The organism is Shewanella sp. AS16 (assembly GCF_021412365.1).
Lineage (GTDB): Bacteria > Pseudomonadota > Gammaproteobacteria > Enterobacterales > Shewanellaceae > Shewanella > Shewanella salipaludis.
Map to the genome: position 1 here is coordinate 324,908 of NZ_JAKCLK010000003.1, position 22,384 is coordinate 347,291.

Below are 22,384 nucleotides of genomic sequence, written 5' to 3' on the forward strand. Positions count from 1 at the left end.
CAGCGCTAACGCGCCGGTCGCACCGCGGCGGGCGTCAGTATTTAGCCCCTGAACTGGGTAAGTGAGTAGAATATGTTTACCGGGATAATAGAAGCCGTAGGCACACTGCGCAAAATTGAACGCCAGGGCGATGACATTCGCCTGACTGTGGCCGGCGGCAAGCTGGATCTCAGCGACGTGCATTTGGGTGACAGCATAGCCACCAATGGCGTCTGCCTGACCGTGGTGCAACTGTTGGCCGACGCCTATGTGGCCGATGTCTCGGCCGAGACAGTCAGCCTGACAGGCTTCGCCCATTATGCCGTCGGCACCGAGGTGAACCTGGAGAAGGCCGTGACCCCGACCACCAGATTGGGCGGTCATATGGTCAGTGGCCATGTGGATGGCATCGCCTCGGTGGAGCAAAGGGTGATGCGGGGCCAGGCTATCGAGTTCTGGCTGACGGCGCCGGCCGAGTTGGCCCGTTACATAGCCCACAAGGGCTCGATCACTGTCGATGGTGTCAGCCTGACGGTCAACGAAGTCGACGGCAGTCGCTTCCGCCTGACCATAGTGCCGCACACCGCAGGCGAGACCACCTTGGTCAAGCTCAAGGCGGGTGACAGGGTGAATCTGGAAGTGGATCTCATCGCCCGTTATCTCGAGCGGCTGATGCAGGCGTCACCGGAACCACAAAAGGATGGCGTGACCATGGAGATGCTGGCGCGCAGCGGTTTCATCCGCTGAGGTTGGCGTGCCAGCCATAGCCTAGCCGGTGACAGCCGGTCATTCAATTTTACTACTCAAGCATAAAGGTCCTAACATGGCGCTACACAGCATAGAAGAGATCATCGAAGACATACGTCTGGGGAAAATGGTCATCCTGATGGACGACGAAGACAGGGAAAATGAAGGCGATCTCATCATGGCTGCCGAGTTGGTGACCCCGGCGGCGATCAACTTCATGGCGACCCATGGCCGTGGTCTCATCTGTCAGACCATGACCAGGGAACGTTGCCAGCAGCTGAACCTGCCCTTGATGGTCAGCAACAACAACGCCCAGTTCTCGACCAATTTCACCGTGTCCATCGAAGCGGCGACCGGGGTGACCACGGGGATCTCGGCCCACGACAGGGCGGTGACGGTTCAGGCGGCGGTAGCCAAAGACGCCAAGGCGGCGGATCTGGTGCAACCCGGGCATATCTTTCCGCTGATGGCCCAGGATGGCGGCGTCCTGGTGCGTGCGGGTCACACCGAGGCGGGTTGCGATCTGGCGCGTCTGGCAGGGCTGGAGCCTTCCGGGGTGATAGTCGAAATACTCAATGAAGACGGCACTATGGCGCGGCGCCCGGATCTGGAAATCTTCAGCGAGAAACATGGCGTCAAGATAGGCACAATAGCCGATTTGATCGAATACCGTAATACCAAGGAAACCACTGTGGTGCGCGAGGCCAGCTGCAAGCTGCCGACCCGTTTCGGTGAATTCAACATGGTGACCTTCAGAGACACCATAGACAATCAGCTGCACTATGCCCTGGTCAAGGGCGAGATTAAGCCGAATATCCTGGTGCGGGTGCATTTGCAGAATACCTTCAATGACTTACTGCATTCTGAGCGGGATCAACAGCGCAGTTGGCCACTGGAGCAAGCCATGGCGCGTATCGCAGCCGAAGGCGGGGTCCTGGTGCTGCTGGGCAACCGCGAACATAGCGCCGAGATGCTGGCCAAGGTGAAGGCGTTCGAGGCCGAAGACAAGGGCCAGGCGCAGGCATCGGCCAAATGGCAGGGCACCTCGCGGCGGGTCGGCGTAGGTTCACAGATACTGGCGAGCCTTGGGGTGACCAAGATGCGCCTGCTGAGTTCGCCCAAACGCTATCATTCACTGTCAGGTTTCGGCCTGGAAGTGACAGATTATATTGCCGATTGAGTCGCAGCTCGAGCCGCCCATGACAGCGGCTTTCGCGTTAGCGCCTGGCCGGGCAGGCCCCAGGTTGCAGTAAAGTAAAATTAACAATTTCTGATAATTTGCATAGCGCCCGGGGCAAATGCCTGTGGTATCATAGCGCCACTTTTCGCCCCGAGCGGGTGCTTTAGCTAATTTAGGTAAGATAATGAACGTAGTTCAAGGTAATATCGAAGCGAAAAATGCCAAAATAGCGATAGTCGTATCGCGTTTCAACAGCTTTTTAGTCGAGAGTTTGCTTGAAGGCGCAATCGATACGCTGAAACGTTTTGGCCAGGTGAACGACGACAACATCACTGTCGTGCGTGTTCCGGGTGCGTTTGAGCTGCCATTGGCCGCCCGTCGGGTTGCCGCCAGCGGTAAATTCGATGGCATTATCGCGCTCGGTGCGGTGATCCGTGGCGGTACGCCACATTTCGATTTTGTTGCCGGTGAATGTAACAAGGGTCTGGCCCAGGTGTCGCTCGAGTTTGACGTTCCCGTCGCATTCGGTGTGTTGACCACAGATACCATAGAGCAAGCCATAGAACGTTCCGGCACCAAGGCAGGCAACAAGGGTGGCGAAGCGGCCCTGGGTCTGTTGGAAATGGTTAACGTACTGCAAGAACTTGAACAACAGCTGTAATAGTAGGAAAAACAATGAAGCCTTCTGAGCGCCGCAAGGCCCGCCGTTTAGCGGTTCAAGCCATATATTCATGGCAACTAAGCGGGAATAACATTGCCGATGTCGAGCATGAGTTTTTAACCGAGCAAGATACCGACGGTGTTGATGTGGCTTACTTTCGTGAGCTGTTTTCAGGTGTTGCCACCAAGAGCGCCCAGTTGGACGAGTTGATCGTACCTTTCCTGGAGCGTCCTCTGGACGAGGTTTCGCCGGTTGAGAAAGCCATAGTGCGCCTGGCGACCTATGAGCTGACCTTCCGCAAGGATGTGCCTTACAAGGTCGCCATCAACGAGGCTATCGAGCTGGCAAAAGCCTTCGGTGCCGAAGATGGCCATAAGTTTGTCAATGGCATACTCGACAAGCTGGTTGCACGTAAGTAATAAGACAAACGGTATCTCAGGATACCGTTTTTCATTGCTAACTTAGGGGGACGGCCGCGGCCGCACCAAATTTTACAGTGAAAGAATTCCAACTAATCGAAAGTTTCTTCAAAGGACGTGGACCGGTTCGCCGTGACGTCACTCTGGGGATTGGCGACGATTGCGCCCTGGTTCAACCCGCCGAAAACAAATCCCTCGCCATCTCCTGCGACACCTTAGTCGAAAATGTGCATTTTCTTGCCGACATGCCGCCCAAGGCCCTGGGCTACAAGGCGCTGGCGGTAAATCTGTCAGACTTGGCTGCCATGGGCGCCGAGCCTGCCTGGATGACGCTGGCGCTGACCTTGCCCGAGGCGGATGAGGCCTGGTTGACCGACTTCAGTGCCGGCCTGTTCGAGATAGCGGATTATTACGGCATCGCTCTGGTGGGAGGCGATACCACCCGTGGCCCCAAGACCATCAACATCACAGTGCATGGCCAGGTGCCCCAGGGTAAAGCCCTGAGCCGCAGTGGTGCCAAGGTGGGTGATTGGGTCTATGTCACAGGTACTCTGGGGGATTCGGCCCTGGGGCTGGATATCCTGCGTGGCCGGCAGCAGGCGACTGCTGAGAATAGTGCCTACCTCATAGATCGCCATTATCGGCCAACCCCAAGGGTATTGGCGGGCCAGGCGCTGCGGGCCTTGGCCTCCAGCGCCATAGATCTTTCCGATGGTTTGATGTCTGATATAGGCCATGTGCTCAAGGCCTCAGGGGTTGGTGCCACCATAGAGGTTGGCCTATTACCCCTGTCGGCGGCGATGCGCGATACTGTGCCTTGGGAACTGGGGCTGAGTTATGCCCTCAAGGGCGGCGAAGACTATGAGCTGCTGTTTACCGTGTCCGAAGCACAGAAGGGGGCACTGGAAACCTCACTCGGCCATGCCGGGGTCAAGTTCGTCAAGGTCGGCCAGATCTGCGCCGGTGACAAGCTCAAGCTGCGCCACGAGGGCGAAGCCTTCACGCCTCTGTTGGATGGATTCGAGCATTTCTGATGAAATTGATTAGCACAGATCCGGCGCTGGCGCGTCTGTCACTTAAAAATCCGTTGCATTTCCTGGCGTTGGGCTTCGGCAGTGGCCTGGCGGCCAAGGCCCCAGGCACCTTCGGTACCCTGGCGGCGGTGCCGCTCTATTTGCTGATGCAACCTCTGGGGCTGGGCAGCTACCTTGCCTTGACCTTGGTTCTGGCCCTGGCCGGAATAGTGATTTGTGACAAGGCGGCCAAGGACATGGGGGTGCACGATCACGGCGCCATCGTCTGGGACGAAGTGGTCGGCCTGCTGATCACCCTGGTGGCCGCTCCTGCTGGCTGGGGTTGGCTGCTGGCCGGTTTCTGCCTGTTTCGTCTGTTCGATATCCTCAAGCCCTGGCCGATCCGCTGGCTGGATGCCAAGGTGCATGGTGGTTTCGGCATAATGATAGACGACGTGCTGGCGGGGATCTTCGCCTTCATCTGCCTGCAGCTGCTGGCCCGCTACCTTTAAAGCCAAAGACTGGTCGAGTTTTGGGAGCCGCTATGAGCAATATTTTTACTGCTATGCCCGAGGATCTGACACAGGAAGTGTTCGAGACCTTGGTCGAGGCTGAGTCGCTGCGTATCGAGCGCATCGTCTCCAAGGGGCATGCCTCGGCAGCGGATGCCTGGTACGATCAAAGCGAGCATGAGTGGGTGTTGTTGCTCGAAGGGGCTGGACGCATTCAGTATGAAGATGGCACAGAGGTCAGCCTGGAGAAGGGCGATTATCTGCTGCTCCCGGCCCACGTGAAGCACAGGGTGTCCTGGACAGAACCCGGGGTGGAAACCCTGTGGCTGGCGATCTTCTTCTCGGGCCCTCTCGGCAAAAGTTGACGCAACGCAGCCTAACCGGCGCCTGTGGCTAACCCCCTGGACTTCCCCGCGTCGGCCCTGCGCTGGGCATTGTTGGCGACCCAGCTGCATCTGCCAGGCGGTTAATCCCAGACATTGACATCGGCTGCATCCTGGAAATCGGCTCTTTGCGGATTGACGACACAGAATCTATGTCCCGTTGGGGCTTCCATGACCACCCAGCGCTCAAATCTCGTCAACACCTTTGCCCCCAGCTTGGACAAGCGTGCCACCTCGGCCGGAATATCGTCGGTTTCGATATCCAGGTGGACTCGGCTCTCATGGGTCACTTTCTGGATCAGCAGATTAGGCTGAGCATCAGGAACATCCAAATGCGAATACCTGTCTGACCATGCCTCGCTTGAGCGGACACAAGTGTAGCCCAATGCGCTTTCCCAAAACCTATTCGCCTCTTCAATATTATCCACTTTGCTGTCGATGACGAACGCGGCAAGCCTACTCTTATGCATCTTTCCTCCTTGGCGACTGACGCCTCTCACTCTTACTCGGACTCTTACTCGGCAGGTACGAATACTGAGCCGCCGAGGTCATTTGGCGGTTATTTCTACCGAGGCGACATTGCGCTCGAACGGACCATGAAAGACGGCTTCAATATTATTGCCGTCGGGGTCCAGTACGAATGCCCCATAGTAACCTGGGTGATAGGCCCGCTCCCCCGGCGCGCCATTATCCCGCCCACCTGCGGCCAGCGCCGCCTGATAGACCTTATGCACTGTTTCTCTGTCCTGGGTCTGAAAGGCGAGATGTACCCGGGTAATGTAATCCTGCGCCTCGTCTACGAACAGTTCATCCGCATGGAAGAAGCCCTGACCTTCATGGAGCGCGTCTGGGTGGCCCAGGGCGGTGAATACCGCATGATAGAAACGTTTGCTGGCGGCGAGATCTGCCACCCGCAGATGAATATGATCTATGAGTCTGCCTCGATGAAATTTCATAGCTCGTCCTTGTAGTCTGAAATTTATACCCTGCACAGGCGCAGTCATCACCCATTTGATATGGGTGAAAAGCATGCGCCTTGTCCCGCTGAGCCTGCCGTCATCTCACCATGAGTCGATTCAAACTGCAGGCTAATTCATTGGCTAAGCTACTGGGATTGCCGCATTGGCTCAAGCCTTTTATTCGCAAGCAGGATCGAGATTTGAGAGGTTAAGTGCCAACGGGACTCGGATGCCAGCCGGGGCGCCTGGGTGCTTAAGAGCGTGGGTGTTTAAGAGAGTGGGCTAAAATCCTAGACACAGGAGCCATGCTCCTATCTTAATGCCCTCATCTTCATGCCCCATTCTTCATTCCCCAATCTGCATGCTCCAATGGCTGACACTCCAATAATGAGCACAGCAAAATGCAATTATTGCAGTAACTCCCTGGCGTTTGCCAGGGTATTGCTGGTGATGGTATCGCCGCCGAGTAGGCGGGCCAGCTCCTGGATGCGTTGCTCCTTATCCAGCGGCGTCATCGACGTCTCAGTGCTGCCACCCTTGTTGAATTTATTGACGAACATGTGTTGATGACCGTTGCCCGCCACCTGCGGAAGATGGGTGACGCACAGCACTTGGGTCGACTCTCCCAGGCTGCGCAGCATGCGGCCGACCACGGCGGCGGTCGGGCCCGAGATACCGACATCCACCTCATCGAAGATCAGGGTCGGGGTCGAGACCTTCTTGGCGGTGATCACCTGAATGCCCAGACCTATGCGGGACAGCTCGCCGCCCGAGGCCACCTTGGAGATGGGCTGCAAAGGCTGGCCCGGGTTGGTGGTCACCATGAACTCTATTTGGTCACAGCCGTTGACCGACATCATCTCAGGGTTGAAAGTCACTGAGATGCAGAACTTGCCCTTGGGCATGTTGAGCTGGTGAATAGATTGAGTGACCAGCTTGTCCAGCTCCTTGGCGTAGCGGCCACGGCTTTGGCTCAGTTTCTGGGCATGGGCGAGATAGGCCTGGCGGTTGGCCTCGACCTGCTGTGCCATCTCTGCCAACTTATGTTCGTCGTCATCCAGGCTGCCGAGCTCGGCCTTGAGTTGTTCATGGTGAGCGGCCAGTAGAGGGGCGCCAACCTGGTGTTTACGGGCCAGTTGCATGGCCTTGGACAGGCGCTCCTCCAGATAGGCGAAGTGCTCAGGATCCAGTTCCAGTCCGCTGAGATAGTGCTGCAGTTCGCTTGTGCTCTCCTGTACCTGAATAAGGGCCTCGTTGAGCATGGCATTGACGTTGGCAAGGGCCGGGTCATAGCTTTCCAGTTGTTGTGCCAAAGCCACGGCCCTGTTGAGCAGCTGCTCTATATTCAGCTCCTCGCCTTCGCTGAGGAGTTCGACTCCGGCCTGACAGCTGGCAATCAATTCGGTGCCGTTGGCCAGGCGTTTATGCTCCTGCTCTATCTCTTCGAATTCCCCCGGCTTGAGGTCGAACTCGTCCAGTTCTTCGACCTGATATTGCAGCAACTGCTTGCGGGCGATGCGCTCCTGTTGTGACAGGGTCAGCTGTCTGAGCTCGGCTTCCAACTGCTTGCACCTGTGATAGCCGGCGGCAACGGCATCGCTCAGCAGCCTATGGTTGGCATAGCTGTCCAGCAAGGTGAGCTGGTGTTCACTCTTGAGCATGGCGTGGTGGGCATGCTGACCGTGGATGCCTATCAGCAATTGCCCCAGGCTCTTGAGTTGTGCCAGGGGGACAGGATTGCCGTTGATGTAGGCACGGGAGCGGCCGTCGCTGCCTATGGTCCGGCGCAGTATGCATTCCTGCTCTAGGTCGAGATCGTTATCTTCCAGCCAACGTTTCGCCAGTGGAATATCATCGAGTGAGAAGCGGGCGCTGACTTCTGTCTTGCTGGCTCCTGGGCGCACTGTATTGGCATCGGCCCTGTTGCCAAGGCATAGGCCGAGGGCGTCGATGGCGATGGATTTACCCGCGCCGGTTTCCCCTGTGATGCTGGTCATACCCGGACGAAAATCCAGTTCCAGGAAGCGTACTATGGCGAAATTGTTGATGCTGAGTTGGCAAAGCATAATGAATTCCTGTCGAATAACTTACCAAAACACTGTATTGATACACAGTATATACTGATTTTATATACAGTAAAGTTGCGTTTAATAATTAAGCACAACTTATTTTTTATCCCACTGATTAATTTAGGTTTTTTAGTAAGTAATCCAGCAGTGGCAGGCTGATGAAGGTCAGCAGCGTACCCAGGAGTATGGTGTTGGCGCTGGTGCCGACCAGCACCTGGTAGCGCTGTGCCAGCAGGTAAACGCTGGCGGCCGTCGGCAGGGCGGCCAGCAGGACGCCCATAGACAGATACGCGCCAGTGACGCCCAAGAGTTGCAGCAATACCAGCGTCAATGCCGGCTGGAGGACCAGCTTGAATAGATTGAGCAGGCCCAGCTCGGCCAGATTGCGTCCGCCGAGGGCGGGTGGCGCCTCTGGGCCCTCCCGCGTCTCCCGGCCCATGGCTTTGGTCAGCACCATGCCTATGGCAAACAGGGCGCAGGGGCTGGAGGTATTGCCTATCTGCTGCAACATGAGCGCCAGCCCGGCGGGCAGGGGCAGCGCCAATGCCGACAGGGCGACACCGAGCAGGCTGCCTATGACTATGGGATTGCGCACCAGGGCATTGAACATGGTCATCAGAGGGTGTACCAGTTTGGCCTTGGGGTTGGCGAGTTCCACGCTGACCAGGGCGACGGCGAACATGAGTACCGACAGCAGGCTGGCAATCGCCGCCGCGACCAGGGCACTCTGTTGCCCGGGAAAGAGGATGATCAGCAGCGGAATGCCGATGAAGGCGGTATTGCCGAAGCTGGTGTTGAGCGCCCGCATGGCGGCAATCGCCTTGTCTCCCGGGTCGGCCCAGAGTGAGAGCCAGAAGACACTGAAATAGGTGATTAACATGGCCAGGCCATAGCCGAGGATGAAACCCCATTGCAGTATCTCAGTGATGGGCGTCTGCGCCAGGGCGATGAGCATGATAGCCGGGAAGGCGACATAGTAGACATACTGGTTGAGCACCTGATCCGTATCGGGCGGCAGCAGCCTGAGTTTCTGTATCAGGGCGCCGAGCAACATGATGCCGACGACGGCGAGCAGTGGGGTCAAGATGGCGGGCATCCGCGACTTCCTTGGCTATTGAGGATTTGGGCCGAGACAGGAAAATTACCATGCGCGGCGCCTACTGGCTATTACGCTATGGTCTTAGGCTGCTTAGGTTTCAGACGGCTATGCTCTTAGACACCTTAGGTTTTAGACAGCTTTGGTTTTAGACAGCTTTGCTCTTAGACAGTTTTTTGAGGCAGGCGGCGTATTCCTGGGGTGGCCCGGGGCGCTGCTGTCCCCAAGCCCTGAGGCCTCAAGCCCCGATACCAGCGGCCGCCGGGCCAGCCTTAAGCTGGCCCATGATGGTGAGGCCGATGGCCGGACTCAGACGCTGATGCCTATGTTGGAGACGCCGGCCTCTATTATGTCTTGGCGCAGGCCCTTGACCAGGTCGGCGGTGATCTTCGGATTTTCTTCGATGATCTCCAGCAGGGTGTTCTGCAGCGCCTTCTCTTCTTCCATCACTGGATGGGCGAAGATGAAGTCGTCCATGGCATCGTCTTCCAGTTCGACATCGCTGACGGCTTCTATGTAGTTGGCCACCGTGCTGGAAGATAATTTGCTGATGTTGACTATGTCTTCTTCTATCTTGCCCTGGATAGCCCCCAGCAGGGTCGATAAGGCGACCACGGCATCCATGGCGGGGTAGACGCCATAGGCCTCGAAATCGCTTGGCTCAGGGGTATTGTCTTCGAGCCGCTGCAGCTGGACATCGATATTGAACTTGAGTTTGGGATCGTATTGGGCCTGCCACAGGAGTTCGAGCACTGTGCTGAGCACGGCTGGCTCGCCAAAATTGCACACCTCGGAGAAAAGCTGATAGTTAGGCAACATGCGCTGGCATAGGGCGACGGCGAATAATTGCTTCTGCGCCAGGCTCAAGGCCTTTAAGCGTTTAAAGAAGCCCGGTTTTTTTATCATCTGATAGTTCCACTGATAGCTGTGATAACACTTGTTTTGCTGCAGATTCTACCTTAGTTAACTCATCAAGTAACTCAAGTATTTCCGGTTCCATGTCTTCGATGGCGGTTTCGCGCTTGAGTGCAGATTCTATTTCCTGGCATAGCTTCTGGGTGGCGGGAACCCCGCAATAGCAGCTGGCGCCATGCAGCTTGTGGACTGTGCCGAGCATTTTCTCCTGATCCTTGGCATCCAGCGCCTGGTGAATTTGCGCCACGGTTTGCGGCAGCGAGTCGAGCAACATCTTCAACATCTCCAGCGCCAGATCCGGCTTCTGGTTGGCCTGGGTCAGACACAGGTCCCAATTGAGGGTATGGAGATCGAAGTGGGTAAACTTGGGACGGCTCAGCCAACGGTTGATGACCCCCTTGAGCGCCGCCTCGTCTATCGGCTTGGGCAGATAACCATCCATGCCGCTGCCGAGGATCAGCTCACGCTCTTCGGCGATCGCATGGGCGGTGACGGCTATTATGGGGGTGTTGCGGTTGATGGACTCCTGGCGAATGCTGCGGGTGGCGGTAATGCCGTCTATGCCCGGCATCTGGATATCCATGAAAATAAGATCGAAATTCCGCTTCTGGGCCTGAGTTATGGCTTCTTCGCCGCTGCCGACGGCGATGACATTGGTGACCAACTCCTTCAGCAGGGTATCTATGAGCTTGAGGTTGGCCAGGTTGTCATCGACGGCCAATACCGTCAGCGAGTGGCGTTCGGCCGTTGGCTGGTTGACTGCCTGTGCCGGACTGGCGTCTATCTCCAGCGGCCGGTAGATGAGGTTGCGCGCCAGCACATGGTCGCTGACGGGCATGGGCAGGACGGTATCCGCATTGGATCTCAGCTTGCTCTGCACTATCTGCTGCTCGAAACTGTCGTTGAGCAGGATAAGGCTGTCCGTGTGTCGCCTGGCGAGTTTCAGCGTGAATACCAGTTCATCCGGGTCGGTGAAGCCATGACAGCTGATGAGTATGACATCGAAATGGCTCGCCTCGTCCGCCAATGCCCCGGCCAGGTCCTGACGCAGGTGCAGGCCTGTGACCTTCATATGCCAATGGGTGAGGCGGCGCAACAGCAGATTGTGGGACAGGCTCCTGGGCTCGAACAGCAGCGCCTTCTTGCCGGCGAGTTTTTCCACCGGCAGCGAGTCGCCTATCTGGAAATGGCTGTGTTCCAGTGGCAGGGTGAACCAGAAGGTCGAGCCCTTCTCCGGGGTGGAGCTGAAGCCTATCTGGCCGCCCATCTGATTGATCAGGCGCTTGGTGATGATGAGCCCCAGGCCTGTGCCGCCGAAGCGACGGGAGATGGAGGAGTCGGCCTGGCCGAAGGCCTGAAACAGCAAATCCTGCTGGGTCTCGGCTATGCCTATGCCTGTATCTGTGACTTCACATCTCAGGAGCACTCTGTCATCGGCGCTGCCGACCCGCTGCACCTTGAGCAGGACACTGCCCTGATCGGTAAACTTGATGGCGTTGCCTACCAGGTTGGTGATGATCTGGCTGACCCTGATGGCATCGCCACTGAGACTCTCGGGCACGTCCGGATCTATGTCGACCACGAGTTCAAGGCTTTTTTCCTGGGCACTACCGCCGATCAGCCGCAGGGTGTCTGCGAGTGTGTCCCTGAAGGCGAACGGCATGTTTTCCAGCACCATCTTGCCGGCTTCCAGCTTGGAAAAGTCGAGAATATCATTGATTATGCTGAGTAAGTTGGTGGCGCTGCGCTCGATTGTCCTTATGTAGTCCAGCTGGCTCGAATGCAACGGCGTCTTGATCAACTGGCGGGCGAAGCCTATCACCCCATTGAGCGGCGTGCGCAGCTCGTGCGACATGTTGGCGAGGAATTCGGACTTGATCCTGCTCGCCTCCAGCGCCCGCTTCTTGGCCAGATCCAGCTCGACGTTCTGGATTTCTATCTGCTCCAGGGTTTCGCGCAGATCCGAGGTCGCCTGATCGATATTCTGCTGCATCTCGTCATGGTATTCCGACAAGGAGCCCGCCATGGCGTTGATGCCCCGTTTGAGCAAGTCCAACTCGCCTATCAGGTTGCCTGTGAGCCGGGTGTCTAGCTTGCCCTCACGTATCTTGGCGACCACGCGGACCATCTCGGTGATCGGCTGGGTGACGTTTTTCACCAGCCTGAAGGTGAACAGCAGGTTCAGCTGTACCCCTATGAGCACTATGATGAAGGCGGCCACCGCCGCCCTATGCTGCTCCAGCAGGGCCTTCTCTTTGTTGATCAGTATCGAGATATAGCCAATGCGGTTGCTGTTGTCCAAGGGGCCGGCATTGACCTGCGGCTCGCCGCCGGGATTGAGGGCGAAGATGGGGGTCCTGAGGACCAGGCTGTCACCCACATGTTCTATCTCTGTGCCCCTGAGACTGGCCAGCGTGTCCTTGTAGCGCATCACCTCGAAGTCTTTATGATAATGGGAGGTCACGAAGAGTTGATTGTCTGCGTCGAAAATGGCGATGGACTTGACCAGGGTGGACTTGTTGAGCTGGGCGGCGGCGAGCAATCTCTTGCTGGCCTCACGATTGTTGCTGGCCAGACCGTATTCGCTGGCGATCGCCAGTGGCTCTATGATGTTGCTGCCCTGTTCGACCAGCGTATCTTCGAGCTCATAAAAACGGTTTATGGTAAAGTAACTCCCAAGTAGAATACCGACCAGGATAGTGGGCGCTAACGCTAGTACCAAGACCCAAGATCTCAGGCTGTACTTAGTCATGTTGTTGGCACTGTTCATGGTCTGTGTGGGGATTCCCGGAAATTAACTCAGCTATTAATCTTCTAAGACTGCCAGAAACCCTGTCGTCTTTGCCAGTTTTTTATTGTATCAGGGGCCGAAATGGCACAATTTTTTAAAGCAAAACCAAATAGATCCAAGCAACTGTCGCCTAAGTTAACCCTGGATGTCGAGCAATTGGACCACTTGGGGGCGGGCATCGCCCAGCATCAGGGCAAGGTGGTGTTTGTCCCTGGCGCCCTGCCGGGCGAGCGGGCCAGGGTGCAGCTGACCGAGCAGAAGAAAAACTACGCCAGGGCCAGGCTGCTGGCAATAGAAACCCCGACGCCGGCCAGGACAGTGCCGCCATGCCCACATTACCAGGCCTGTGGCGGCTGCGATCTGCAGCATATGGCCTTGGCGGCCCAGCGTGAGCATAAGCAAGCCGCCCTGACATCCGTGATGGCCAAGTTTGCCGGTGCCAGCTCGGATCTGCTGGCAACGCCCCTGGAGGGTGAGGGCTGGCATTATCGCCGCCGTGCCAGGCTCGCCACCTGGTATGACAAGCCAAGCAAGACCTTGACCTTGGGGTTTCGCGCCGCCAGCAGCAGCCAAGTGGTGGCCATCAGCCAATGCCTGGTGTTGGCCGAGCCCTTGTCTGCGCTGATCGCGCCATTCTCCCTCTTGCTCAATCGCCTCGCGGGGCGCTCGACCCTGGGGCATCTGGAGCTAATCCAGGCGGATAACGGCCTGTTTGCGGTGCTGCGGATAACCAAGGCATTGAAGGATCAAGATAAGCAACAGCTTAGTGAATTTGCGGGCCAGCAGGGGATCCACCTGTTGCTGCAAGATAATGACGGTCAATTCGAGTATCTCAGTGCGGGCCGCCCCATGCCGCACTATGCTTTGCTCGATGGCGGGGTTTGCCTGAGTTTTACGCCGGGAAACTTCGTCCAGGTCAACGAAGAGATCAACCGCCGCATGGTCGAACAGGCGCTCGATTGGCTGGCCCCGGAGCCGGGTGAGCGCATCCTGGATCTCTTCTGTGGCGTAGGAAATTTCAGTGCGCCGCTGGCGGCCAAGGGCGCCGAGGTGGTCGGGGTCGAAGGCGTGCCCGAGATGGTGGCCCAGGCGCGCAGCAATGCCGCCGCCAATGAGCTGGCCAATCTGACCTTCTTCCATGGGGATCTGAGTGCAGATCTGTCCGGGGAAGCCTGGATGGGCAAGATAGATAAGCTGCTGCTCGATCCCGCCAGGGCAGGCGCCTTCGAGAGCCTGCAGTGGCTGAAGAAGATGAAGCCCCGCAGCGTGGTCTATGTCTCCTGTAATCCCGCCAGCCTCGCCAGGGACACAGGTGTGTTGTTGGCCCAGGGCTATAAGCTGCAGAAGTTGGGGCTTATCGACATGTTCCCTCAGACCCATCACATAGAGGCGATGGCGCTGTTCGAGCTGACCAGGTAACCCATGGGCGCGGGTTGGCCCGAGTCCGGGTTTAGCTAAACGGCAAAAATAGCAGCAATCGAGCCCTATGGGTTTGACAAAGAGGCAGCAATGCCGAAGATAGGGGAGGTAGAGTCGACCCGCTCACCTCTGTTGCTCCAGATAAGGAAATGTTGTCTATGGTATCTGTTCGCGAAGCGCACTTTAACGATCCGGATTTTCACCTGGAGGCATGGGTTGCCCGTCATGTCAGCCAGGCCGACGAAGCGCAGATACTCCTGACCCTGCTCAAACAGGTCGAGGCCCTGCCAGCCAAGAGTCCGGCGGCGCACCGGGCCTTGCTGGAACAGGCCAGGGAGATGATCGAAATTCTGGCGCCGCTGAACATGGACATAGAGACGCTGCAGGCGGCTGTGTTGTTTCTGGTGTTCGAGGCAGGTTTGCTGACCAAGGAAGCCCTGGCCGACAGATATGGCACTGGGTTGGCGACCCTGGTCGGCAACGTGGTGACCATGAATGCCATCGGCGCCCTCAAACTCAACCCCCAATCACGCGGCGGCGAGCCCCAGATAGACAATATCCGCCGCATGTTGCTGGCCATGGTCGAAGACGTGCGTGCCGTGGTGATAAAATTGGCCGAGCGGGTGTGTCTGTTGCGGGCAGTGAAGAATGCCGACGAAGAGACCCGGGTGCTGCTGGCCAGAGAAATTGCCGACATCTATGCGCCACTGGCCAACCGCCTGGGCATAGGCCAGCTCAAGTGGGAGCTGGAAGACCTGTCATTCCGTTACCTGCATCCAGCCACCTACAAGGACATAGCCAAGCAACTGGACGGCAAGCGCCTGGACAGGGAAATCTTCATCGACAAGTTCGTCAGCCAGTTGCAACAGCGACTGGATGAAGATCAGATCCGCGCCAAGGTCTATGGCAGGCCGAAACACATCTACAGCATCTGGCGCAAGATGAAAGGCAAGCATCTGAAGTTTGATGAGTTGTTCGATGTGCGCGCCGTGCGCATAGTCACCGAAAGGCTGCAGGACTGTTATGGGGCGCTGGGGGTGGTGCATACCCTGTGGCACCATATTCCCCGGGAGTTCGACGACTATGTCGCCAATCCCAAGCCCAACGGCTATCAATCCATACATACAGTGGTGGTCGGTCCCGAGGGCAAGACGGTCGAGATCCAGATCCGCACCCAGGCGATGCACGAAGATGCCGAACTCGGGGTCGCAGCCCACTGGAAGTACAAGGAAGGCACCAAGGGCAAGCCCAGCGGTTACGAAGAAAAGATCAACTGGCTGCGCAAGATACTGCAATGGCAGGAAGATGTGGCCGAGAGTGGCAATCTGGTGGAAGAAGTCCGCAGTCAGGTATTCGAAGACAGGGTCTATGTGTTTACCCCCAGCGGCGAGGTGATAGATTTGCCCCAGGGCTCGACCGTGTTGGACTTCGCCTATTATATCCACTCCCAGGTGGGGCATAAGTGTATCGGTGCCAAGGTGGACGGCCGCATAGTGCCCTTCACCTACCAGGTGGAGACGGGTGAGCGTATCGAGATCATCACCTCCAAGCACCCCAATCCCAAGCGGGACTGGCTCAATCCCAACCTGGGCTATATCAAGTCCGCCAGATCCCGTTCGAAGATCCAGCACTGGTTCAAGCAGCAGGACAGGGACAAGAACATCATCGCCGGCAAGGAGATGCTTGAAGCCGAACTGCTGCGGGTGAGCCTCAAGCTCAAGGACGCGGCGGTGGCGGTGGAGCGCTTCAACATGAGCGGCATGGATGACATGCTGGCGGCCATAGGCGGCGGCGATCTGCGCCTCAACCAAGTGGTTAACTATATTCAGAGCAGCCTGCGCCAGGAGCGGGTCTCGGACGAAGAAGCGGTCGAAGATCTGGTCAAGAAGGGCCACCATAAACCGGAGCAGGGGGGCAAGGGCCAGGTCGAAGTCAATGGCGTCGGCAATCTGCTCAGCCATATGGCCCGTTGCTGCCAGCCGGTGCCGGGCGATGAGATTTACGGTTTCATCACCAAGGGCCGCGGCATATCGGTGCATAAGGCAGATTGCGAGCAGGTCAAGGAATTGATGCGTGCGCACCCGGAGCGCGGGGTCGAGGTGGTCTGGGGTGAGAATTATTCGGGCGGCTATCGTCTGCGGCTCAGGGTATTGGCCCATGATCGCAGTGGTCTGCTGCGGGATCTGACCTCAGTGCTGGCGGCAGAAAAATCCAACGTCATGGCCATGAGTTCATCTTCGGATGTCAAGACCCAGACGGCCGCCATAGAACTCGAACTCGAATTGTATAATCTCGAGGGGCTGTCCAGGGTGATCTCCAAGCTGACCCAGGTCGATGGTATCATAGAGGCACGGCGGCTCTGATGGCTAACCTCTCCATCTCGGCATAGGCCATGTTATGCGCAATGTCATGCGCAATGTGATGAACAAGGTTATCAGCCATGTCATGAGTTAAACCTGTGTGAGGCGGCCGTGGCCGCCTCAGTTGTTAACCTGGCCCAACCTGAGTGGAAATACGCTATGCCCCTGAAATCTACCCCATCACAATCCACAGCTGCCGACATAGAGCGGCTGCTGGCCATCATGGCCAAGCTCAGGGATCCCGACTCGGGTTGCCCCTGGGATAAGGCGCAGAGCTTCGCCACCATAGTGCCTTTCACCCTGGAGGAAGCCTATGAGGTGGCCGACACCATAGAAAGATTGGCACTGGAGGAGTTGCCGGGCGAGCTGGGTGACTTGTTGTTTCAGGTGATCTTCTATTGCCAGCTGGGCAAGGAGCAGGGACTGTTCGATTTCTCCGTGGTGGTCGACAAAATTTGCACCAAGCTCACGGAGCGTCATCCCCATGTGTTCGGCGAGCACGGCGGAAACGGGGAATTGAGCGCCGCCTGGGTCAAAGACAGCTGGGAGGCCATCAAGGCCAAAGAGCGCCAGGCCAATGAACAACACTCGGTGCTGGACAACATTCCCCTGAGCCTGCCGGCGCTGGCGCGCTCGGTGAAGATCCAGCAGCGGGTCGCCCGTGTCGGTTTCGATTGGGCCGAGCTGGAGCCAGTGGTGGCGAAGATCCACGAGGAGATAGACGAAGTGCTGCATGAAGTGCGCCAGAGCCGGGTCGATGCGGCCAAGGTGCGCGATGAGATGGGCGATCTCCTGTTTGCCGTGACTAACCTGGCACGCCATCTCGGGGTCGAGCCGGAGCAGGCGCTGCGCCAGGCCAATGCCAAATTTGAGCGCCGTTTTCGCGGCGTCGAAACCTTGGCCACGGCCGATGGCAAGGCCCTGACGGACCATGACCTGGAGGCGCTGGACGCTTTCTGGGATCAGGTAAAACACCAGGAGAAGCGCTAAAGGCGAATTGGTGTTTGTCGAATCGCGGGGCCTTTGATATACTATTGCCCCGTCCTAGTGCTTTCTTACAAGCACGTATTTTCAAACTCATTTTCTCAGGTTCAGCATGACTACAAGGTATATCTTCGTTACTGGTGGCGTGGTTTCATCACTAGGTAAAGGCATTGCAGCGGCATCGCTTGCGGCAATTTTAGAGGCGCGTGGCCTCAATGTAACCATCATGAAACTGGACCCCTATATCAACGTCGATCCGGGTACCATGAGTCCAACTCAACACGGGGAAGTATTTGTTACTGAGGACGGCGCAGAAACAGATCTGGACCTGGGGCACTACGAGCGTTTCATCCGTACCAAGATGAACCGCCGCAACAACTTCACCACCGGGCGTATTTACGAAGAAGTACTGCGCAAGGAACGCCGTGGCGATTACCTGGGTGCCACCATTCAGGTGATCCCGCACATTACCAACGCCATTAAAGAGAAAGTGCTGGACGGCGGCGAAGGTCATGATGTGGCCATAGTCGAGATCGGCGGCACAGTTGGTGACATAGAGTCTTTGCCTTTCCTCGAGTCCATACGTCAACTGGGCGTCGAGCTGGGCCGGGATCGCACCCTGTTCATGCATCTGACCCTGGTGCCTTTCCTGGGCGCGGCTGGCGAAGTCAAGACCAAGCCTACCCAGCACTCGGTCAAGGAACTGCGTTCCATCGGCATAGCGCCGGACGTATTGGTCTGCCGTGGCGATCGCGCCATCCCCGCCAACGAGAAGGCCAAGATTTCCCTCTTCTGTAACGTCGAAGAGCGTGCCGTTATCTCACTGAAAGACGTCGACAGCATCTACAAGATCCCGGCCTTGCTGCGCTCTCAGGGACTGGACGAGCTGGTGATCAAACGCTTCCACCTTGAGTGTAAGGATGCCGATCTGTCCGAGTGGGAAAACGTCATCTATCAGGAAGCCAACCCCAACGGTGAAGTGACCATAGGCATGGTGGGTAAGTACATAGAGCTGCCGGATGCCTATAAGTCGGTCAACGAAGCCCTCAAGCATGCGGGTCTGAAGAACCGCGTGTCTGTGACCATCAAGTACATAGACTCCCAAACCGTCGAGGCCAAGGGGGATGAAGTGCTGCAGGGTCTGGACGGCATCCTGGTGCCGGGCGGCTTCGGTGAGCGCGGTGTCGAAGGCAAGATCCTGGCGGCTAAGTTTGCCCGTGAAAACAACCTGCCTTACTTCGGTATCTGCTTGGGCATGCAAGTGGCGTTGATCGAATTCGCCCGTAATGTTGCCGGCATGACAGATGCCCATTCGACCGAGTTCAATAAAGACACGCCTTTCCCTGTTGTGGGGCTGATCACCGAGTGGATCGACGAAGAAGGCAATGTAGAGCAACGTCATGAGTCTTCAGACCTGGGCGGCACCATGCGTCTGGGCGCCCAGCTATGCCATCTGATCGAAGGCACCAAGGCGGCACAGGCCTACAAGGGCACCACTTGTGTCGAGCGCCATAGACATAGATACGAAGTGAACAACAAGTACATAGAACGTCTCGAGCAAGCCGGGATGATCTTCAGCGGCCTGTCCTCCGACCGTAAGCTGGTGGAGATGATAGAGCTGCGTGATCACCCCTGGTTCGTCGCGGGTCAATTCCATCCGGAATTCACTTCGACGCCACGCGACGGTCATCCCTTGTTCGAAGGCTTCATTGCCGCGGCGAGCGCTTACCAGAAGCGCGATTTAAGCTAAGTTGTGAACGATAGCCGGTTTCCCATGGGGAGCCGGCTTTTTATTTAACGCGTCCGCTAAGAATCAGATACCCATGCAATAGCCCGAATGACTGCATTCCATGGATATTGGTTTTTACTTTATTCTTAATTTCTTATCTTTTAATTTAACCTTAAGTCGAGGACGATATGGCTAAGATTATTAACGTGATTGGTCGTGAGATCATGGACTCCCGTGGTAACCCTACAGTGGAAGCCGAAGTGCATCTGGAAGGGGGCTTCGTCGGCATGGCGGCGGCACCTTCGGGCGCTTCCACCGGCAGCCGCGAAGCCCTGGAACTGCGTGATGGCGACAAGAGCCGTTACCTGGGTAAGGGCGTGTTGAAGGCTGTGGCCAACATCAAGGGCCCTATCCGTGACGCGCTGCTGGGCAAAGATGCCACGGCCCAGGCCGAGCTGGATAGCATAATGATCGAGCTGGACGGCACGGAAAACAAGGACAAGCTGGGCGCCAACGCCATATTGGCCGTGTCGCTGGCAGCCGCCAAGGCGGCAGCGGCCTTCAAGGGTATTCCCCTGTATGCCCACATAGCCGAACTCAACGGCACCCCTGGGCAGTATTCCATGCCTGTGCCTATGATGAACATACTTAACGGCGGTGAGCACGCGGATAACAACGTCGATATCCAGGAGTTCATGGTCCAGCCTGTCGGCGCCAAGAGCTTCCGTGAAGCCTTGCGCATGGGCGCCGAGATCTTCCACACCCTGAAGAAGGTGTTGCAGGAAAAGGGGCTGAGCACTTCTGTCGGCGATGAAGGCGGCTTCGCGCCTAACCTGGCATCGAACGCAGATGCCTTGGCGGTGATCAAGCTTGCGGTGGAAAAAGCGGGTTATCAGCTGGGCACAGACGTGACCCTGGCACTGGATTGTGCCGCCTCCGAGTTCTATAAGGATGGCAAGTACGATCTGGCCGGTGAAGGCAAGGTCTTCGATTCCAACGGTTTCTCTGACTTCCTGAAATCTTTGGCCGAGCAGTATCCTATCGTCTCCATCGAAGACGGTCTGGATGAGTCGGATTGGGAGGGGTGGGCCTATCAGACCCAGATCATGGGCGACAAGATCCAGCTGGTGGGTGACGACTTGTTCGTGACCAACACCAAGATCCTCACCCGCGGCATCGAAAACAAGATCGCCAACTCCATCTTGATCAAGTTCAACCAAATAGGTTCCCTGACCGAGACCCTGGCAGCCATTCGCATGGCCAAGGAAGCGGGTTACACTGTGGTGATCTCGCACCGCAGCGGTGAAACCGAAGATGCCACCATAGCAGATCTGGCCGTGGGTACCGCCGCAGGTCAGATCAAGACGGGTTCATTATGCCGTTCCGACCGCGTTGCCAAGTACAACCAGTTGCTGCGTATCGAAGAACAGCTGGGTGACCGGGCCGCATATCGTGGTCTCAAAGAGATCAAAGGCCAATAATCGCCCCTGCCAGGGTGCAGTAATTTAACCTTTGACGCGAAAAGGCCACCACCGGGTGGCCTTTTTTGTTGTACTATCTGCACTATCTTATTTTGACTCGGATACGGGCTTTCACTTCCACCATGAAACGCTTTCTTCTTGTATTAATAGTGTTATTGAGTCTGCTGCAATACCGCCTCTGGTTGGGCGGCAACAGCCTGCCCGGGTATTTGGGGCTGCAAAAACAGATCCATGGCCAGCAGCTGGGTAACGCCAAGTTAGCGGCGCGAAATCAGGTTCTCAGGGAAGAAATTACCGATCTTCGCAGCGGCACCGAAGCCTTGGAGGAGAGGGCGCGCAACGAATTGGGCATGGTCAAGCAGGGTGAAACCTTTTACCGGGTCGTCGGCAGTGATCAGCGCTCTCCTGCGCGAAAAGGCCAAGATTAAGCTCGATGACAGAGACACTTGCAATGTTGCCAACTCAAGACAAGATTATCGCCATAGTGCCGGCGGCCGGCATAGGCAGCCGCATGGGCAGCGAACTCCCCAAACAGTATCTGCTGCTCGATGACCAGTGTATTCTGGCCCATACCCTGGACCGCCTGCTCGGACATCCGCAGATAAGCCAGGTGATAGTGGCACTGCATCCGGCGGACAAGCATTTCGCCGCCCTGGCCCAGGCGAGCCATCCGAAAATCATGACTGTCACCGGCGGTGGCGAGCGTGCCGACTCAGTGCTGGCCGCGCTCAACAGGGCCGATGAGCATGCCTGGGCGCTGGTGCATGACGCCGCCAGACCCTGCCTGGCGGCCGCCGACATAGACCGCCTGCTGGCCGCCAGGAGCGAATTCCCCCAGGGAGCCATTCTCGCTATGCCGGTGCGTGATACTATGAAGCGCGCCGATGCCAAAGGCTGCATCCAGACCACTGTCAGTCGGGAACGCCTCTGGCATGCCTTGACACCACAGATGTTCCCCGTGGCCAGCTTGCGCAGCCAGTTGGCGGCGGCATTGAGCGCCGGCGCCCTCATCACGGACGAGGCCTCGGCGATGGAGTGGGCCGGTGAGGCGCCCGGCCTGGTGGTTGGCCGGGCGGACAATATTAAGGTGACCCATCCGGACGATCTGCGTCTGGCGCGGTTATTTCTGACTCGGGCGAACGGCGCCTTGGGTCAAGACAATCAATCCTGGAAGTGACAGATGAAAATGCGTATAGGTCATGGGTTCGACGTACATAAATTTGGCGGTGATGCGCCGCTGATCCTCGGCGGGGTTGAAGTGCCCTATGAGACAGGCTTGATAGCCCATTCGGATGGCGATGTGGTGCTGCACGCCATAGCGGATGCGCTGCTCGGTGCCATGGCCCTCGGCGACATAGGCCGGCACTTTCCCGACACGGACGCCGCCTTTAAGGGCGCCGACAGCCGGGTGCTGCTGCGCCATTGCTACCGCCTGGCACAGGATAAAGGTTTCGAGTTGGGCAACCTGGATGTTACCGTCATAGCCCAGGCGCCCAAGATAGCGCCCCATATCCAGGCCATCAGGCAGGTATTGGCGCAAGATCTGGACAGCGACATAGAGACGATTAACGTCAAGGCCACCACCACAGAAAAACTTGGCTTCACAGGCCGAAAAGAAGGTATTGCCGTCGAAGCCGTGGTGCTGATGACGGCCAAGACAGCTAACCAAGCGACAAACTAAGAGATA

General features: G+C 57.2%; 21 protein-coding genes. 15 read left to right on the forward strand and 6 right to left on the reverse strand.

The window, feature by feature from the left end:
- The first annotated feature begins 72 nt into the window (after nt 1-72).
- The 7 genes from LZP73_RS09970 to LZP73_RS10000 all read left to right on the forward strand — a co-directional run bounded on the left by LZP73_RS09970 (nt 73) and on the right by LZP73_RS10000 (nt 4,876).
- Nucleotides 73-726 (forward strand): riboflavin synthase, encoded by a 654-nt coding sequence (locus LZP73_RS09970; RefSeq protein WP_234234726.1) that lies wholly within the window; start codon nt 73-75, stop codon nt 724-726.
- Between the two features lie 76 nt (nt 727-802).
- Nucleotides 803-1,906: a bifunctional 3,4-dihydroxy-2-butanone-4-phosphate synthase/GTP cyclohydrolase II gene (gene ribBA / locus LZP73_RS09975; protein WP_234234727.1), complete on the forward strand. Its 1,104-nt coding sequence runs from the start codon at nt 803-805 to the stop codon at nt 1,904-1,906.
- A 184-nt stretch (nt 1,907-2,090) separates the two neighbouring features.
- Nucleotides 2,091-2,567, forward strand: coding sequence for a 6,7-dimethyl-8-ribityllumazine synthase (gene ribH, locus LZP73_RS09980; protein ID WP_234234729.1), 477 nt, complete (start codon nt 2,091-2,093; stop codon nt 2,565-2,567).
- Between the two features lie 14 nt (nt 2,568-2,581).
- Nucleotides 2,582-2,986, forward strand: a complete 405-nt coding sequence (nusB, locus tag LZP73_RS09985; RefSeq protein WP_234234732.1) for a transcription antitermination factor NusB — start codon at nt 2,582-2,584, stop codon at nt 2,984-2,986.
- Between the two features lie 77 nt (nt 2,987-3,063).
- Nucleotides 3,064-4,020, forward strand: coding sequence for a thiamine-phosphate kinase (gene thiL / locus LZP73_RS09990; protein ID WP_234234735.1), 957 nt, complete (start codon nt 3,064-3,066; stop codon nt 4,018-4,020).
- Nucleotides 4,020-4,511, forward strand: a complete 492-nt coding sequence (locus tag LZP73_RS09995; protein ID WP_234234737.1) for a phosphatidylglycerophosphatase A family protein — start codon at nt 4,020-4,022, stop codon at nt 4,509-4,511. Before thiL ends, LZP73_RS09995 begins: the two co-directional genes overlap by 1 nt.
- Before the next feature lie 32 nt (nt 4,512-4,543).
- Entirely contained in the window at nt 4,544-4,876 is a 333-nt protein-coding gene (locus tag LZP73_RS10000) for a cupin domain-containing protein (RefSeq protein ID WP_234234738.1), read from the forward strand.
- 101 nt (nt 4,877-4,977) lie between these two features.
- Here the strand turns inward: LZP73_RS10000 and LZP73_RS10005 are convergent, their stop codons facing one another.
- From LZP73_RS10005 to barA, 6 genes are all read right to left on the reverse strand, one after another.
- Nucleotides 4,978-5,364 (reverse strand): VOC family protein, encoded by a 387-nt coding sequence (locus LZP73_RS10005; protein WP_234234740.1) that lies wholly within the window; start codon nt 5,362-5,364, stop codon nt 4,978-4,980.
- A gap of 78 nt (nt 5,365-5,442) precedes the next feature.
- A complete protein-coding gene (locus LZP73_RS10010) occupies nt 5,443-5,850 on the reverse strand; it encodes a VOC family protein (protein ID WP_234234742.1) in 408 nt (135 codons plus the stop codon).
- A gap of 410 nt (nt 5,851-6,260) precedes the next feature.
- Nucleotides 6,261-7,919, reverse strand: coding sequence for a DNA repair protein RecN (gene recN, locus LZP73_RS10015; protein WP_234234744.1), 1,659 nt, complete (start codon nt 7,917-7,919; stop codon nt 6,261-6,263).
- 118 nt (nt 7,920-8,037) lie between these two features.
- Nucleotides 8,038-9,018, reverse strand: a complete 981-nt coding sequence (locus LZP73_RS10020) for an AEC family transporter (RefSeq protein WP_234234746.1) — start codon at nt 9,016-9,018, stop codon at nt 8,038-8,040.
- A gap of 309 nt (nt 9,019-9,327) precedes the next feature.
- Nucleotides 9,328-9,924 carry a YjaG family protein gene (locus LZP73_RS10025; protein ID WP_234234748.1) on the reverse strand — a complete coding sequence of 199 codons (597 nt, stop codon included), beginning with the start codon at nt 9,922-9,924 and terminating at the stop codon, nt 9,328-9,330.
- Nucleotides 9,899-12,703, reverse strand: a complete 2,805-nt coding sequence (barA, locus tag LZP73_RS10030) for a two-component sensor histidine kinase BarA (RefSeq protein WP_234234750.1) — start codon at nt 12,701-12,703, stop codon at nt 9,899-9,901. Before barA ends, LZP73_RS10025 begins: the two co-directional genes overlap by 26 nt.
- Before the next feature lie 102 nt (nt 12,704-12,805).
- Here barA and rlmD point away from each other — a divergent pair, with 102 nt between their 5' ends.
- The 8 genes from rlmD to ispF all read left to right on the forward strand — a co-directional run bounded on the left by rlmD (nt 12,806) and on the right by ispF (nt 22,378).
- Entirely contained in the window at nt 12,806-14,143 is a 1,338-nt protein-coding gene (rlmD, locus tag LZP73_RS10035; RefSeq protein WP_234234752.1) for a 23S rRNA (uracil(1939)-C(5))-methyltransferase RlmD, read from the forward strand.
- A gap of 158 nt (nt 14,144-14,301) precedes the next feature.
- Nucleotides 14,302-16,506 carry a GTP diphosphokinase gene (gene relA / locus LZP73_RS10040; RefSeq protein ID WP_234234754.1) on the forward strand — a complete coding sequence of 735 codons (2,205 nt, stop codon included), beginning with the start codon at nt 14,302-14,304 and terminating at the stop codon, nt 16,504-16,506.
- Between the two features lie 156 nt (nt 16,507-16,662).
- Nucleotides 16,663-17,493, forward strand: a complete 831-nt coding sequence (gene mazG / locus LZP73_RS10045; RefSeq protein ID WP_234234755.1) for a nucleoside triphosphate pyrophosphohydrolase — start codon at nt 16,663-16,665, stop codon at nt 17,491-17,493.
- Between the two features lie 106 nt (nt 17,494-17,599).
- Nucleotides 17,600-19,237, forward strand: coding sequence for a CTP synthase (locus LZP73_RS10050; protein WP_234234757.1), 1,638 nt, complete (start codon nt 17,600-17,602; stop codon nt 19,235-19,237).
- Nucleotides 19,238-19,404: 167 nt separating this feature from the next.
- A complete protein-coding gene (gene eno / locus LZP73_RS10055; protein ID WP_234234759.1) occupies nt 19,405-20,697 on the forward strand; it encodes a phosphopyruvate hydratase in 1,293 nt (430 codons plus the stop codon).
- A 122-nt stretch (nt 20,698-20,819) separates the two neighbouring features.
- Complete coding sequence (ftsB, locus tag LZP73_RS10060) at nt 20,820-21,125, forward strand: cell division protein FtsB (protein ID WP_169564510.1); 306 nt, start codon at nt 20,820-20,822, stop codon at nt 21,123-21,125.
- Between the two features lie 23 nt (nt 21,126-21,148).
- Nucleotides 21,149-21,874 (forward strand): 2-C-methyl-D-erythritol 4-phosphate cytidylyltransferase, encoded by a 726-nt coding sequence (ispD, locus tag LZP73_RS10065; RefSeq protein WP_234234761.1) that lies wholly within the window; start codon nt 21,149-21,151, stop codon nt 21,872-21,874.
- A 3-nt stretch (nt 21,875-21,877) separates the two neighbouring features.
- On the forward strand, nt 21,878-22,378 hold the full coding sequence (gene ispF / locus LZP73_RS10070) for a 2-C-methyl-D-erythritol 2,4-cyclodiphosphate synthase (RefSeq protein WP_234234763.1): 501 nt from the start codon (nt 21,878-21,880) through the stop codon (nt 22,376-22,378).
- The last annotated feature ends 6 nt before the right edge of the window (nt 22,379-22,384 follow it).